Origin of the sequence: Actinomadura sp. CNU-125 (assembly GCF_001942465.1) — a bacterium.
Taxonomy (GTDB): Bacteria; Actinomycetota; Actinomycetes; order Streptosporangiales; family Streptosporangiaceae; genus Spirillospora.
In genome coordinates, this window is sequence record NZ_MKJY01000565.1 from 26,857 (window position 1) to 41,647 (window position 14,791).

The following is a 14,791-nucleotide window of genomic DNA, read 5'->3' on the forward strand; positions in this document are numbered from 1 at the left end:
AAGGGCAACACGCCGCAGATCAACGTCAGGAGGGGCGGCTAGGCGCCGGGGAGGATCAGGCCCGACTCGTAGGCGGCGATCACGGCCTGCACGCGGTCGCGCGCGCCGAGCTTCGCCAGCAGGTTGCTCACGTGCGTCTTGACCGTGTGCTCGCTGACCACGAGCGCCGCCGCGATCTCGGCGTTGGACAGGCCGCGCCCGACGAGCGTGAGCGTCTGCCGCTCGCGCTCGGTGAGCGCCGCGAGGACGGGCGCCGCCCGCTCGCGCGGACGGCCGCGCAGCACGTCGCCGATCAGCCGCCGCGTCACCGTCGGCGCGAGCAGCGCCTCCCCGGCGGCGACCACCCGGACGGCGTGCACGAGGTCGTCGCGGCGCACGTCCTTCAGCAGGAACCCGCTCGCGCCCGCCCGCAGCGCGTCGTAGACGTGGTCGTCCTGGTCGAACGTGGTCAGCATCAGCGCCCGGGTGTCCGTCCGCGCGCAGATCTCGCGGGCCGCCGCGATGCCGTCCGTCCCGGGCATGCGGACGTCGAGCAGCGCGACGTCGGGGGCGTGCGCCCGCACCGCGTCGATCGCGGCGCGGCCGTCGGCGGCCTCGGCCACCACCTCGATGTCGGGCTGCGTGTCGAGGATCAGCGCGAACCCGCTGCGCACCAGCTCCTGGTCGTCCGCCACCACCACGCTGACCGTCATGCCCCGGCCCCCAGCCCGAGCCGCGCCTCGACCCGCGCCCCGCGGCCGCCCGGCGCCGGTCCGAACGCGGCGTCGCCGCCGCAGGCGGCGGCCCGCTCCCGGACGCCGACCAGCCCGCGGCCCCCGGGACGGCCCGCCGCCCCCGGGCCCCGCCCGTCATCGGTCACGGTGATCCGCAGGACGTCGTCCTCCCAGGTCAGTGCCACGTCCACCCGCTCCGCCCCGGCGTGCTTCACCGTGTTGGTCAGCGCCTCCTGGACGATCCGGTAGGCGGCCACGTCGACGTCGGGACGCAGCGTCGCGGGGTCGCCCGTCACGGTGAGCGAGACCCGCAGGCCGGTCTCGCCGACGCGTCCGGTCAGTTCGGGGAGCCGCCCGAGGGTCGGCTGCGGGTCGCGGGCGTGCTCGCCGTCCTTGAGCAGGCCCAGCATCCGCCGGAGCTGCCCCATCGCGTCCCGCCCGGACGCGGCGATGGCGTCGAAGGCGGCCTCGGCCCGGTCCGGGTCCGACCGGACGACCAGCGGCCCCGACTCGGCCTGCACCACCATCAGGCTGACGGCGTGGGCGAGGATGTCGTGCATGTCCCGCGCGATCCGGGTCCGCTCCCGTTCCGCGGCCCGTTCGGCCTCCAGGCGGCGTTCCCGCTCCAGCCGGACGGCCCGTTCCTCCAGGTCGGCGGCCCGCTCCCGGCGCAGCGCCGCCGCGCGCCCCAGCGCGTACGCGGCCAGCCAGATCGCCGTCCCACGCACGGCCGTGTCCAGCGACCCGGGACGCACGATGAGGAACGTGCTCAGCACGGTGATCCCGCAGCCCGCGAGGCGGTGGGCGCGCGGCGACCGGTCCGCCACGGTGTACACCGCGACGAGCCAGCCGTACCAGATCGGCTGGCTCGGCCCGCCGCCGATCAGGTCGTAGACCGGGACGGCGACCAGGACGGCGACCATGACCGCGAGGGGCGCGCGCCGCCGGAACAGCAGCGGCGCCGACGCCCCCAGGATCGGCGCGTACAGGGCGGGCGACCACGGTTCGCGCATGGTGGTGAACGGCGCGAGCTGCGCCAGGAACACCGCCGCGGCGAGGGCCGCGTCGACCGCGGCGTCCGGCGGTCTCCGGAACGCGCGGAACGCCCGGAGGGGCCGGGTCTGGAGGGACATGACGGACAAGTTATCCCGCGCCGGACGGCGGGGAACTCGCCGGTGAGAGTGAACTTCGGGCGGCGTACTCGCCCGCACCGGCGAGGACGACGATCGCTCCGGGCGGCGATCCTTTTCCGGGCGCCGATCGGCAGGCTCGTCCGGTATGAAGACCTACCTGCTCGGGCCGGCCCTCATGCTGGCCTACGGACTCATCCGGCTCTACGACGGGCTCGACGACCGCTACGGTCCCGGCGGCGCGTGGACCCTCGGCCACGTCGCGTTCCTCGCGGGCCTGGCGTTCTTCGTCCCGGTGATCCTCGACCTGCGCCGCCGCGCCGCCGACCGCCCCGCACTCGCGCTCGTCCCCGCACTGTTCTCCCTGGTGGGCGCGGTGGCGCTCGCGGTGCAGTTCGCCATCGACATCTCCGTCGGCTTCTCCTCCACCAGCCGCCCGGAGATGGGCTCGCACTTCGAGCAGATCAGCGGGGCGCCCGGCATCGAACCGCTCGTCTACACCGTCGTGCCGCAGTTCTTCTTCCTCGGCCTGATCGCCCAGCTCGTCGTGCTCGCGTCCGTCCGCCGCCTGCCCTGGTGGAGCCCCGCCGCCGCACTGGCCGGGATCCTGCTCACCGTCCTGGCGAAGGACCTGATCCCGCTGACCGGCGTGGTCCTCGCCCTGGCCCTCCTTCCGGCGGCCGCGAACCGGACCGCACCCGCCGGGCCGAGTCGCACCCGGTGTGAACACGGGCCCGGACGCGACGGGCGCCGGTCAGGCGGCGTCGACCTGGGAGCCGACCGCGTCGGCTTCGGCGGCGCCGAGCAGCGCGTCGAGCAGGCCGGGGAAACGGGCGTCCAGGTCGGGGCGGCGCAGCTCGACGAAGCAGCGGGTCCCCTCCTGGCGGGTGCGGGTGACGCCGGCGTCCCGCAGGACGCGCAGGTGATGGCTGAGGGTCGACTTCGCGACCGGGGCGCGCAGTTCGCCCCAGCCGCGCTCGCGACCGTCCGCGAGCACCCGCACCAGCCCGATCCGGATCGGGTCGCTGAGCGCCCCCATCACCCCGGTCAGGGCGATGTCGTCGCGATCGGGGTGTTCCGCCTGCCTCATGGTGAGATGTTACCTTGTTCGATGTTCTACGAACATCGAACAAGGAGCTTCGGATGGATCTCACCGGACGGGTCGTCGTCGTCACCGGCGCGGGATCGGGCATCGGACGGGCGGCCGCGCGGGCGTTCGCCCGCGCCGGGGCGCGGGTGCTCGGCGTCGGACGGCGCGCGGACGCGCTGGACGGGACGGCCGCCGGGGTCGCGGGGATCGCCGTCCACCCGGCCGACCTGTGCGCGCCCGGCGCCGCCGACGCCGTGGTCGAGGCCGCGATCGGCCGCTGGGACCGGCTGGACGTGCTGGTCAACAACGCGGGGGCGACCAGGATGATGCCGCTGGCCGACACCACGGCCGAGGGCGTCTGCGCGGTGTTCGACCTCAACGTCGTCGCGCCGAGCCTGCTGGCCCGCGCGGCGCTGCCCCACCTGGCCCGGACGCGGGGGTCGATCGTCAACGTGTCCAGCACCTACGGGCACCGTCCGCTGCCGGGCGCGCGCACTACGCGGCGTCAAAGGCCGCCCTCGAACAGCTCACCCGCAGCTGGGCGCTGGAGCTCGCGGCTGACGGCGTCCGCGTCAACGCCGTCGCCCCGGGCCCGACCGAGAGCGAGGCGCTCGCCGCGTCCGGCCTGCCCGACGCGGCGGTGGAGCGGATCAAGCGGGACGAGGCGGCCCGCATCCCGCTGGGCCGCCGCGGCGAGCCCGGGGAGGTTGCGGACTGGGTCGTGCGGCTCGCCGACCCGGACGCCACCTGGATCACCGGCCAGGTCCTCACCGTCGACGGCGGCCTCGAACTGACCTGAGCAGTCAGGGAGCGGGCGGGTAGGGGCCTTCGTAGCCGAGGTCGCGGGAGACCGACCGGGCGGCCGTCACGACGGCGGACGTCACGTCGGGCGCGGCCTCCGCCGGAAGGTAGTGGATCGAGCCGACGACCGCGATCGCGCCGAGCGCCTCGCCCTCGGACGTGACGACGGGCGCGGCGATCGCGTTGACGCCGGTGAAGATCTCCTCGGGCGCGTCCGCCCAGCCGCGTTCCCGGACGGTCTTGAGTTCGGCTTCGAGGGCCTCGCGGTCGGTGATCGTCCGGGAGGTGCGGGATTCGAGGTGCGCGAGGGCCGTCTCGCGGAGGCGTCCGGGCCCGTAGGCGAGGCCGACCTTGCCCTGCGCGACGGCGTGGTACGGGAACTGCACGCCGGGGTGCAGGACGATGTCGACGGGGGCCTGCCCGGACAGGACCTCCAGGACGACGACGGCCTCGTCGGTGAACGTGGTGAGCACGACGGTCTGGCCGACCCGGCGGCGGAGCTCCTCCATGGCCGGGCGGGCGAGGCCGGGGACGTCGAAGCGGCCCACGAGGCTCTGGCCGAGCAGGTACAGGCGCCAGCCGACGCGGTACTGCTTGGTGGCGGGGTCCTGCAGGATGTAGCCGGCGTCCTTGAGGACGGCGAGGTGGCGGTGCACCCGGGCCTTGGGCAGCCCGACCCGGGCGCGACCGCGGACACGCCGCCCTCGCCGCCCAGTTCGAGCAGGCCGTGGATGATGCCGAGGGAGATGAGGGTCGTGGACGCCTCGGCGGGTCGCCGCACGTCCGATCCGTCCGCCGACCGCCCCTCGCCCATTCGGGTCATTGTAGTCAGCCGAGGTCCAGCACGCGCTCGCTGAAGACGTGGTACCGCTGGGTCTTCGGCTTGTCGGTGTCCTCGGGCAGGACGTACCGGAGGGAGCTGCGGCCGAGCAGGGCGCGGGGCAGCAGGAAGCAGCGGACGAACGTGGTCGCGGTCCGGTCGGTGGTCGGGGCGAGGACGGGCGCGGGGCCGAGCTCGAACCACGCTTCGCCGGGTCCGGAGACGGTCGTGCGGCCCTCGGTCTCGATGGTGATCTCGCCGTCGAGGCAGACCCGGATGCCGGGGCCCTGGTGGACGTGCGTCCAGGCCGTCCCGCCGGGCGGGAACGAGACGCGGTCGCAGCGCATCAGCCAGCCGAAGCCCGGGTCGAGCGCCACCTCGTGTTCGAGGAGCAGGCGCGAGGACGTGCGCGGCGCGGCGCGCAGCGTCCCGTCGGCGGCGCGGCCCTCGGGGAGGAGCTCCCAGCGCCAGACGCGGGCGTCCGCCTCGCCGGGGAGCAGCGTCAGCTCGCCGCCGCCCGTCCAGCCGGTGCCCGCCGGGACGGACTGGGCGCCGTCCGCGTACTCGGCGGTGACGCCGCCGCTCACCGGGTAGAGGGCCCGGTCGGCGGACGGGAGGAACACCGGCGGGGCTCCGGCGGGGAGGACGTCCTCGTAGAGCCGGAACGTGCGGCGGGGGAAGTCGTCGGTCACGGACCCTCCTTGTATCGGTGAGCGATACTCGCGTATCGGTTGAGTGAACCATACCTCTTGACAGAGGTAGAGTGCCGACTATTGTCACGTTGGCCAAGACCTACGTCTCGCTTAACAGGACGCTCATCGCCGCAGCCGTCCACCCCGAAGGAGCGCGCATGACACAGACGACCCCCGGACGGGCCCCCGCCTGGTACCGGGGCGCCACCAAGGACCAGTGGCGCACGTTCACCGGCGCGTACCTCGGCTGGATGCTCGACGTGATGGACCTGATGCTCTTCGCGATGGTCATCAGCGACGTGTCCGCCGACCTGGACTTCGACCAGAGCGCCGCCGGGTTCGTCGCGTCCGCCGCCCTCGTCGCCACCGCCGTCGGCGGCCTGTTCTTCGGGTTCATCGCCGACCGGTTCGGACGGACGCGCTCGATGGTGTTCAGCATCGTGGGCTACTCGGCGGGCACGCTGCTGTGCGGGTTCTCGACCTCCCTGACGATGCTGCTGGTCTTCCGCGTCGTCGTCGGCGTCTGCCTCGGCGGCGAATGGTCCGCCGGGACGGCGCTGGTCAGCGAGACGTGGCCGGAGCGGCACCGCGGCAAGGTCCTCGCCTGGGTGCAGAGCGCGTTCGGCGTCGGCTACGCGCTCGCCGCGCTCGTCGCCGCGATCGTCCTGCCGATCGGCGGCTGGCGCTGGGTGTTCTTCGTCGGCGTGCTGCCCGCCCTGTCGGCGCTGTGGATCCGCCGCCACACGCCCGAGCCGAAGATGTGGCTGGAACGGCGCGAGCGCGTGTCGCTCGGTGGCGCCGTCCGGACGCTCCTCACCGAGCACACGCGGCCGTTCGCCGTCGCGATGACGTTCACGAGCTTCGCGATGCTCGGCTACTGGGGCCTTTTCACGTGGATCCCCACCTACCTGGCCACGCCCGTCGAGGACGGCGGCGTCGGCATGGACCTCGTCCACTCGACGACCTGGCTCGTCCTCATGCAGGTCGGCGCGGTGATCGGCTTCGTCTCGTTCGGATACGTCGCCGACCGCATCGGCCGCAAGCTCGCGTTCATCACCTACTTCGTGCTCGCCGCGGCGCTGGTCCCCGTGTTCGTCTCCGTGAACCGGCCCGCCGTGCTGCTGGTCGTCGGGATCGTCGTCTCGCTCTTCGGAACCGGCTTCTACAGCGGCTTCGGGCCCGCGTTCGCCGAGCTGTTCCCCACCCACATCCGCGGGACGGCGCAAGGCGTCGTCTACAACGGCTCCCGCGCGATCAGCGCCGCCGGACCCGCCACCATCGGCGTCGTCGCCGACCGGTTCGGCGCGTCCGCCGGGCTCGGCATCACCACCGCGTTCTTCGTCCTCGCCGCCCTCACCGTCGCCGTGCTGCTCCCCGAAACCCGCGGCAAGGCCCTCGCATAGCCCAAGGAGCACGTATGCCCATCATCCGCATGACCCTCGTCGCCGGACGCGACCCGGACGCGATCGAACGCTGCATGCGCGAGGTCGCCCGGACCGTCCACCGCGAGCTGGACGCCCCGATGTCGGCGATCCGCGTCGTGGTCGACGAGGTCCCGCCGTCCCGGTTCGCCGTCGGCGACCGGCTGAAGAACGAGGAGAACCCGTGACCGAATGGACCGTCGACCGGGCCGCCGTCGCGCTGCGCCGCGCCGAGGACCTGCGCGCCGACCGGGGCCCGATCACCGCCGAGTGGCCCGAACTCGACCTCGACACCGCCTACCGCGTCCAGGACGAGGTGCTGCGCCGCAAGGTCGCCGAGGGGCGCCGCGTCGTCGGCGTCAAGCTCGGCCTCACCTCCGCGCCCAAGCAGGAGCGCATGGGCATCGATTCGCCGCTCACCGCCTGGCTCACCGACGACATGCCGCTCCCGCCCGGCGCCCCGCTCCACATGGACGGCCTGATCCACCCCCGCGTCGAACCCGAGATCGTCTTCATCATGGGCGAACGCCTCGCCGGCCCGGACGTCACCGCCGCGTCCGCGCTCGCCGCCGTCGCCCGGGTCGCGCCGGACTCGAAGTCATCGACAGCCGCTACACCGACTTCAAGTTCGCGCTCCCCGACGTCGTCGCGGACAACGCCTCGTCCGCCCGCTACGTCGTCGGCGACCGCTGGCGCGACCCCGCCGACCTCGACCTGGCCGCCGAACCCTGCCGCCTGGAGATCGACGGCGAGGAGGTCGACTCCGCCACCGGCGCGGCCGTCCAGGGCCACCCCGCCGAGGCCCTCGCGCTCGCCGCCAACACCCTCGCGCGCCGCGGCATCGCGCTCGAACCCGGCTGGATCGTCCTCACCGGCGGCCTCACCGACGCCGTCTTCGCCGCCCCCGGCCGCACGATCACCGCCGCCTTCGCCGGCCTCGGCGCCGTGACCCTGCACTGCCGCTGACCCGGCCGAACGCCGCGATCGAGGCCGGGGCCGTGGCCGCGCTGGGCGGTGGGGCCGGGGCCGGTGCGCTGTCAGCGGTCGGTCGGGGCGGTGGAGACGGTGGGGACGGCGGGGGTGCGGTGGAAGAGGCGGCGGAGGATGTCGGTGATGGTGACGACGCCGAGGACCGTGTCGCGGTCGGTGACGAGGGCGAGCTGGTTGCCGGACTCGCGCATCCGGGTGAGGGCCGTGTAGACGGGCGTGCCCGCCTCGATCAGGTACGCGGGGCGGGTCAGCGGCGCGGCGGGGGCCGTGTCGGGGGAGGTGAGGGTGTCGCGGACGTGCACCACGCTCCAGGCGGGGCCGGTGATCAGGATGCGCAGGTGGCCGGACGCGCGGGCCGCGGCCTGCACGTCGGCGACGGTGGCGTCCGGGGCGACGGCGGTGGGGGCCGCGTCGCGCCTGACCAGGTCGCCCATCTTGAGGTTGCGCAGGTCGAGGGCCTCGGAGAGCTGCGCGGAGTAGCGGGCGTCGAGCGCGCCGACGTTCGCGGAGTGCTCGACGAGGTGGCGCAGGGCGTCCGGGTCCTGGCCGGACTCGACCTGGTCGGCGGCCTGGACGCCGACCTTGCGCAGGCACCAGTTCGCCGATTCGTTCAGCGCTCGCAGCAGCGGCCGGGTCAGCCACATGAAGCCGCGCATCGGCAGCGCGAGGAGGGTGGCCGAGCGTTCCGGGTGGGCGATCGCCCACGACTTGGGGGCCATCTCCCCGACGACCAGGTGCAGGAACGTCACGAGGATCAGCGCGAGGACGAACCCGGCGGCGTCCGCCAGCCACAGCGGGGCGTTCCACGACGTGAACAGGGGCGTGAGCCAGTGGTGCACGGCCGGTTTGGTGATCGCGCCGAGCGCCAGGGTGCAGACCGTGATGCCGAGCTGGGCGCCCGCGAGCAGGACCGTCAGCTCGGACGAGCTGCGCAGTGCGGCGCGCGCGGAGCGGCTCGACGGCGCGGCGTCCTCCAGCCGGTGGCGCTTGGCGGCGATGAGCGCGAACTCGACGGCGACGAAGAACGCGCTGAGCACGATGATCGCGACGGTGGCGGCGGCGACCGCCCACGGGTTGCTCACCGGCCCCCCTCGACGATCGCGAGCCGGACCGACGACGGCACGTGGTTGTCGACTTCGAGGACCTCCACGTGGACGAACCGGACCGGCGGCTCCTCGTCGTAGGCGAGGTCCGCGGGGTCGGCGGGCAGTTCGACGTCGAGTTCGGTGCCGGGTTCCGGGAGGTCGCCGAGGGCGGCGATGACGAGCCCGGCGAGGGTCTCGTAGCCGCCCTCGGGCAGCCGGTGGTCGACGGCCCGCTCGACCTCGTCGATGTGGACGCGCCGGGGATGATCCAGGCGTCGCCGTCGCGGACGATCGCGGGCTCGTCGGCGGCGGTGTCGTGCTCGTCGGTGATCTCGCCGACGAGTTCCTCGGCGAGGTCCTCCAGGGTGAGGATGCCGGTGAAGCCGCCGAACTCGTCGATGACGCAGGCGAGTTCGGCGCGGTCCTCGGCGAGGTGGTTGAGGGCGGCGGGCAGCGGCATGAGGGTCGGGACGACGGTGACCGGACGCATGATCGTCGACACCGGCGCGGTGCCGCGGTCGGCGGCCAGCACGTCGTCGAGGTGCACGACGCCGATCACGCGCTCCTCGTCGTCCAGCACGGGGTAGCGGGAGTGGCCGGTGCTCATCTCGGTCCTGACCTCGGCGATCGTCGCGCTGTCGTCGACGGTGTCGGCCTGCGGGCGGGGGATCATGGCGTGCTCGACGTCGCGGCGGGGGAAGTCGAGGATGCGGTCGAGGAGGAACGACAGGTCGGGCGGGAGGTCGCCGCTGCGCCGCGAGTCGGCGACGATGTGCGCGAGGTCCCGTTCGGTGGCGGAGTGCTCCACGTCGTGGACGGGTTCGATCCGCAGGGCCCGCAGCAGCAGGTTCGAGGACTGGTCGAACACCCAGATCAGCCACCCGAAGACCTTCAGGTAGAGGAGCGTCGACCGCGACAGGCTGCGCGCGACCGGTTCGGGCCGGGCGATGGCGAGGTTTTTCGGGAACAGCTCCCCGAACACCATCTGCACGAGCGTGGACAGGACCAGGGCGAGGACGGTCCCGACGGCGATGCCGACCGCGGCGGGGACCCCGGCGAACCCGAGGATGTCGCCGAGGGCCTCGCCGACCAGCGGTTCGGCGACGTAGCCGACGAGCAGTCCGGTGACGGTGATGCCGAGTTGCGCGCCCGACAGCATGAACGAGGTGCGGCGGGTGACGGTGAGGGCGCGGCCCGCGGCGCCGTCCCCGGAGCCCGCGCGGGCCTGGAGGCGGGACCGGTCCACCGCCATGAAGGCGAATTCCTGCGCGACGAAGTAACCGGTGAGGGCGGTGATCAGGAGGATCACGACGACGCCGAGCACCAGCGACAGCAGAGTGATCAACGGCGGCCGGCCGGCGAAGAAGAATGATGTTCGTACATGTGACTCACCGGTTCCAACGACGGGACGCCCGGCCGGGTTCCGCCGGTGACGTGATCATTGCCACAAGGGCGGGAAGGTCACCGGACCTCCCCGCCCTTGACGGTTTCTTGTCGCAAAAGTGGTCAGCGTCGGCCGCTGTACTCCGGCTCGGCCTGCGGCGCGGGCACCGGCGCGGCACCGCGGAGCTTCTCGCCCTCGATGTCCAGGTTCGGCATGGCCCGGTCGAGCCACCGGGGCAGCCACCAGGCGCCGCGCCCGAGCAGCGACATGACGGCCGGGACGATCGTCATCCGCACGATGAACGCGTCGATGAAGACGCCGACGGCGAGCGCGAACCCGATCGACTTGATGATCGGGTCGTGCGCGAACACGAACCCGCCGAAGACCGCGATCATGATGATCGCGGCGGCGGTGACCACGCGGGCGTTCTGCCCGAGCCCGTTGATGGTGGCCTGCCGCGGCGTGTCGCCGTGGACGTAGTCCTCCCGCATCTTCGAGACCAGGAAGACCTCGTAGTCCATGGCCAGGCCGAACAGGATGCCGACCAGGATGATCGGCAGGAAGCTGATCAGCGGGCCCGGGGTGTCGACGCCGACCAGCCCGGCCAGGTGGCCCTGCTGGAAGACGGCCGTGGTGATCCCGAACGTCGCGCCGACCGTGAGCAGGAAGCCCAGCGCGGCCTTGAGCGGGACGAGCAGGGACCGGAACACCAGCATCAGCAGCAGCACCGACAGGCCCACCACCAGCACCAGGTAGATCGGCAGGGCGTCGGCGAGCTTCTCGGAGATGTCGATGCCCATCGCCGTCATGCCGGTCAGCGCGACGTCGGCGCCCTGCACGGCGTCCACCTGGTCGCGGATCTCGTGGACGAGGTCCTCGGTGGCGGCGTCGGTCGGCCCGGTCTCGGGGATGACGGCGACGAGCGCGGTCGTCCCGGCCTGGTTGAACTGCGGCGGCGCGGCCGCGGTCACCCCGTCCATGCCCCCGATGAGCCGGGCGGTCTGCTGCGCGGCGGCCTGGGTGGACGCCTGGTCCGGCCCGGAGACGACGGTGATGAGCCGGCCGTTGAACCCCTCGCCGAACCCTTCGCTGATCATGTCGTACGCCTGCCGCTGGGACGACTCCTCGGCGGAGGTGCCCGCGTCCGGCAGCGCCAGCCGCATGTCCAGGGTGGGCAGGGCGAGCGCGCCCAGCCCCACGATCCCGACGATCAGCACGGGGATGCGCGCCTTCAGCACGCCGCGTCCCCACCGGTAGCCGAAGTTCTCCCGCTTCTTCGCCGCGCCCGCACCGTCGCGCCGTCCGCGCGGCAGCACCTTGGACCCGGCGAACGCCAGGACGGCGGGCAGCAGCGTCAGCGCGACCAGCACGGCGACGGCGACGGTCGCGGCGGCGGCGAGGCCCATCGCGGACAGGAACGGGATGCCGACGACCGACAGCCCGGCCAGCGCGATGACCACGGTGACACCGGCGAACACCACCGCCGATCCGGCGGTGCCGATCGCCCGTCCGGCGGCCTCCCGGGCCTCCAGCCCGTCGAGGAGGTTCTGCCGGTAGCGGGACGTGATGAACAGCGAGTAGTCGATGCCGACGGCGAGCCCCAGCATCAGCGCCAGGACGGGCGTGGTGGAACTCAGCTCGATCGCGCCGGTCAGCGCGTACAGCCCGGCCATCCCGACGCCGACGCCGATCAGCGCGTTGAGCAGCGTCATTCCGGCGGCGACCAGGGAACCGAAGGTGATCAGCAGGACGACCGCGGCGACGATCACGCCGATGATCTCGGCGCTGCCCATCGCCGGGACGGACGTGGCGGGCTCGCCGCCCGCCTCCACCCGCAGGCCGTCGATGTCCTGCCCGACCTCGCCGTACGCCTCGCGCTGCGCGTCGGTCAGCTCGGCGGCCTCGTCCTCGAACTGGACCTGGACGAGCGCGTACCGCCCGTCCGGCGAGACCGACCTGCTCTGGAACGGGTCGGTGGCCGAGATCACCCCGGGGACGGCCGCGGCCTCGCGCACGACGGGCGCGACCTCGCCCGCGCTCAGCTTGGAGCCCTCCGGCGCGGCGATGACGATCGTGCCGGAGCGCCCGTGGCCTGCGGGAAGTCTTTCTGCAGGGAGTTCATGGCCTCCTGGGACTCGGTGCCCGGCATCTTGAACTGGTCGGACGTCGGGCCCATGAACGCGGCGGCGGCGCCGCCGAGCACGCCCAGGAGCAGCAGCCATATCGCCACGACGGTGCCGCGGCGCCCGAAGCACCAGCGGCCCAGCCGGTAGAGCAAGGTCGCCATGAGGGAACAGACCTTTCAGTCGATTGGAGGGCAGCACGAAACGGCCGCGGGTGCGGCGTCTCGCCGGTGGGGGTTCGGTCGAGGTAGGGAGGTCGTGCTGGGTCGGTCGTGCTCGGTCGAGGATCAGCCGGGGGTGTGCCCCAGTGTCCGCAAGGCGGTGGTGACCAGCGCCTCGCGCAGCATCGAGTCGTCCAGGGACAGGTCGGCGGCGGTCAGGAAGATGCCGCCGAGGGCCATCCGGGCGGCCACCTGGTCGGCCGGCGCGGACGAGCGGCCCGCGAGCGCGTCGACCAGCCCCTCGCCGAAGCCGTCGAGTTCCGGGAAGCCGGCGTCGAGGGTGGTGGCCTCCGCGAGGTTGTCGAACAGCAGCTTGACCTCGCGCCGGAACCGCATGGCGAGGGTCGCGAATTCCGTGACCGCGGTGATGGCGGCGTCGGCGCCGTCCAGCTTCTCAAGCCGCGCGTCCAACTCCACGGCTTCGCGCAGCACGGGGACCATCAGCTCGGTGAGGATCGCCTCCTTGTTGCTGAAGTGGTAGAGCAGCGACGCCTTGGAGCAGCCGACGTCGGTCGCGATGTCCTGCAGCGACGTTCCCCGGTACCCGTGGTCGACGAACAAATGCAGCGCCGCGCCGAGGATCCGGTCGTGCAACCCGCTGGACGGACGTGTCATGCCTCAACGGTAACTGTCCGATCGGTCAGCCCTGACCGATCGGACAGTGTCCTTCGTCACGCGGCCTTCGTCACGCGGCCCTTCGTCAGGGGCGGCCCAGCGCGCAGAAGGTCCAGCCGGCGGCGCGCCAGGCGTCCGGATCGAGCACGCCCCGGGCGTCGACGATGACGCGTCCGGCGACGACCGGGGCCAGCTCGGACGGCGTCAGCGCGCGGAACTCGCGCCACTCGGTGAGCAGCAGGACGGCGTCGGCGCCGCGGGCGGCGTCCAGCGCGGAGTCGGCGTAGGCGAGCGACGGCTGCGCGCGGCGGGCGTTCGCGTTCGCCTTCGGATCGTGCACGGTGACGGCGCCGCCCTCCGCCCGGATCGACGCGGCGACGTCGAGGGCGGGCGAGTCGCGGACGTCGTCGGAGTCGGGCTTGAACGCGGCCCCGAGCACGCCGACGAGCCCGTCCGGCGAACGAGCCGCCGAGGGCGCGGCGGGCGAGGTCGACCGTCCGGACGCGGCGCCCCCGCCCGTTGATGTCGTCCACCTCGCGCAGGAACGTGAGCGCGTGCGAGGCGCCCAGCTCGTCGGCGCGGGCCATGAAGGCGCGGATGTCCTTGGGCAGGCAGCCGCCGCCGAAGCCGAGGCCGGGCCCGAGGAACCGGCCGCCGATGCGGTCGTCGTGGGCGAGCGCCGCGGCGAGCCGCGTCACGTCGGCGCCGGCCGCCTCGCACACCTCGGCCATCGCGTTGATGAAGGAGATCTTGGTGGCGAGGAACGCGTTCGCCGCCGTCTTGACGAGTTCGGCGGTGGGCAGGTCGGCGGTGACGAACGGGACGCCGTCCGCGAGCGCCGCCGCGTAGACCTCGCGCAGCACCTTCTCGGCGTGCTCGGCGGCGCCCTGTTCGGCGGGCAGCCCGGCGACGATCCGGTCGGGGCGCAGCGTGTCCCGGACGGCGAAGCCCTCCCGCAGGAACTCGGGGTTCCACGCGAGCACCGCGTCGCCACCGACGGGCGCGAGCCCGGCGAGCCGGTCGGCGAGGCGTCCGGCGGTGCCGACCGGCACGGTCGACTTGCCGACGACCAGGCACGGGCGGCGCAGCAGCGGCGCGAGCGCCTCGACCGCGGCGTCCAGGTGGCCGAGGTCGGCGGCGTACGAGCCGGCCTGCTGCGGCGTCCCGACGCAGAGGAAGTGGACGTCGCCGAAGTCCGCGAGGTCCTGGAAGGACGTGGTGAAGCGCAGGCGCCCGTTCTCCAGGTTGCGGCGCAGGACGGGTTCGAGGCCGGGCTCGTAGAACGGCAGGTCGCCGCTCGCCAGCCGCGCGATCTTGCCTTCGTCGACGTCCAGGCCGAGCACGTCGAAGCCCAGGTCGCCATGCAGGCGGCGTGCGTGGCACCGAGGTAACCGGTTCCGATGACGGTCAGCCGGTGGGCCAAGGCGGGCTCCTCTCAGGTCGGACCTTACGGACATACCCACAGCGCGATTTTCGGACCTTACGGGCATTCCCCGTGTCGTCGGTCACTGCACGGCCGGGCGAATCGTACTTGCCGGTAACATCGAGCGCATGAGCTCTGATTTTCCCACGTACGCTCCGTCGGAGGAGCATGAGCTGCTGCGCAGCACGGTGCGCGAGCTGGCCGACGCGAAGATCGCTCCGTTCGCGGCGGAGGTGGACGAGGAGTCCCGGTTCCCGCGCGAGGCGCTGGATGCGCTGGTGGC

The 14,791-nt window shown here is 73.3% G+C and carries 14 protein-coding genes and 3 pseudogenes; 5 read left to right on the forward strand and 12 right to left on the reverse strand.

Going from position 1 to position 14,791, the window contains the following annotated elements:
- Positions 1-38: 38 nt before the first annotated feature.
- The 4 genes from BJF79_RS42165 to BJF79_RS42185 form a co-directional block, all read right to left on the reverse strand.
- Complete coding sequence (locus BJF79_RS42165; protein ID WP_075905862.1) at positions 39-692, reverse strand: response regulator; 654 nt, start codon at positions 690-692, stop codon at positions 39-41.
- A complete protein-coding gene (locus BJF79_RS42170; RefSeq protein ID WP_075905864.1) occupies positions 689-1,846 on the reverse strand; it encodes a sensor histidine kinase in 1,158 nt (385 codons plus the stop codon). Before BJF79_RS42170 ends, BJF79_RS42165 begins: the two co-directional genes overlap by 4 nt.
- A 222-nt stretch (positions 1,847-2,068) precedes the next feature.
- Positions 2,069-2,326, reverse strand: coding sequence for a hypothetical protein (locus BJF79_RS42175; RefSeq protein ID WP_075905866.1), 258 nt, complete (start codon positions 2,324-2,326; stop codon positions 2,069-2,071).
- Positions 2,327-2,597: 271 nt separating this feature from the next.
- Positions 2,598-2,933, reverse strand: coding sequence for an ArsR/SmtB family transcription factor (locus tag BJF79_RS42185; RefSeq protein ID WP_075905870.1), 336 nt, complete (start codon positions 2,931-2,933; stop codon positions 2,598-2,600).
- A 53-nt stretch (positions 2,934-2,986) separates the two neighbouring features.
- Between BJF79_RS42185 and BJF79_RS42190 the strand changes: the two are divergent.
- Positions 2,987-3,732 (forward strand): annotated as a pseudogene (locus BJF79_RS42190) (SDR family NAD(P)-dependent oxidoreductase).
- Positions 3,733-3,736: 4 nt separating this feature from the next.
- Here BJF79_RS42190 and BJF79_RS42195 read toward each other — a convergent pair.
- Both BJF79_RS42195 and BJF79_RS42200 read right to left on the reverse strand, forming a co-directional pair.
- Positions 3,737-4,390, reverse strand: a complete 654-nt coding sequence (locus BJF79_RS42195; protein WP_075905872.1) for an IclR family transcriptional regulator — start codon at positions 4,388-4,390, stop codon at positions 3,737-3,739.
- 172 nt (positions 4,391-4,562) lie between these two features.
- On the reverse strand, positions 4,563-5,246 hold the full coding sequence (locus tag BJF79_RS42200) for a cupin domain-containing protein (RefSeq protein WP_075905874.1): 684 nt from the start codon (positions 5,244-5,246) through the stop codon (positions 4,563-4,565).
- A gap of 158 nt (positions 5,247-5,404) precedes the next feature.
- Between BJF79_RS42200 and BJF79_RS42205 the strand changes: the two genes are divergently transcribed.
- The 3 genes from BJF79_RS42205 to BJF79_RS42215 are packed head-to-tail and all read left to right on the forward strand — an operon-like array spanning position 5,405 to position 7,633.
- Positions 5,405-6,649 (forward strand): MFS transporter, encoded by a 1,245-nt coding sequence (locus tag BJF79_RS42205; protein ID WP_075905876.1) that lies wholly within the window; start codon positions 5,405-5,407, stop codon positions 6,647-6,649.
- Between the two features lie 14 nt (positions 6,650-6,663).
- Positions 6,664-6,855 carry a tautomerase family protein gene (locus tag BJF79_RS42210; protein ID WP_075905878.1) on the forward strand — a complete coding sequence of 64 codons (192 nt, stop codon included), beginning with the start codon at positions 6,664-6,666 and terminating at the stop codon, positions 6,853-6,855.
- A gap of 4 nt (positions 6,856-6,859) precedes the next feature.
- Positions 6,860-7,633 carry a 2-keto-4-pentenoate hydratase gene (locus BJF79_RS42215; RefSeq protein WP_410050214.1) on the forward strand — a complete coding sequence of 258 codons (774 nt, stop codon included), beginning with the start codon at positions 6,860-6,862 and terminating at the stop codon, positions 7,631-7,633.
- Between the two features lie 71 nt (positions 7,634-7,704).
- Here the strand turns inward: BJF79_RS42215 and BJF79_RS42220 are convergent, their stop codons facing one another.
- From BJF79_RS42220 to BJF79_RS42240, 6 genes and pseudogenes are all read right to left on the reverse strand, one after another.
- On the reverse strand, positions 7,705-8,739 hold the full coding sequence (locus BJF79_RS42220) for a CNNM domain-containing protein (RefSeq protein ID WP_075905880.1): 1,035 nt from the start codon (positions 8,737-8,739) through the stop codon (positions 7,705-7,707).
- Positions 8,736-10,087, reverse strand: a pseudogene (locus BJF79_RS67905) (hemolysin family protein). The gene BJF79_RS42220 and the pseudogene BJF79_RS67905 overlap by 4 nt, the downstream one beginning before the upstream one ends.
- A gap of 161 nt (positions 10,088-10,248) precedes the next feature.
- Entirely contained in the window at positions 10,249-12,141 is a 1,893-nt protein-coding gene (locus tag BJF79_RS42230; RefSeq protein ID WP_262403403.1) for an MMPL family transporter, read from the reverse strand.
- A 23-nt stretch (positions 12,142-12,164) separates the two neighbouring features.
- Positions 12,165-12,413, reverse strand: coding sequence for a hypothetical protein (locus tag BJF79_RS64255; RefSeq protein ID WP_262403404.1), 249 nt, complete (start codon positions 12,411-12,413; stop codon positions 12,165-12,167).
- A gap of 123 nt (positions 12,414-12,536) precedes the next feature.
- Complete coding sequence (locus BJF79_RS42235) at positions 12,537-13,085, reverse strand: TetR/AcrR family transcriptional regulator (RefSeq protein WP_075905882.1); 549 nt, start codon at positions 13,083-13,085, stop codon at positions 12,537-12,539.
- An 85-nt stretch (positions 13,086-13,170) separates the two neighbouring features.
- Positions 13,171-14,448, reverse strand: a pseudogene (locus BJF79_RS42240) (UDP-glucose dehydrogenase family protein).
- A gap of 188 nt (positions 14,449-14,636) precedes the next feature.
- Here BJF79_RS42240 and BJF79_RS42245 point away from each other — a divergent pair.
- Positions 14,637-14,791, forward strand: a 155-nt coding sequence (locus BJF79_RS42245) for an acyl-CoA dehydrogenase family protein (RefSeq protein ID WP_187357139.1), incomplete at its 3' end; no start/stop codon positions are given.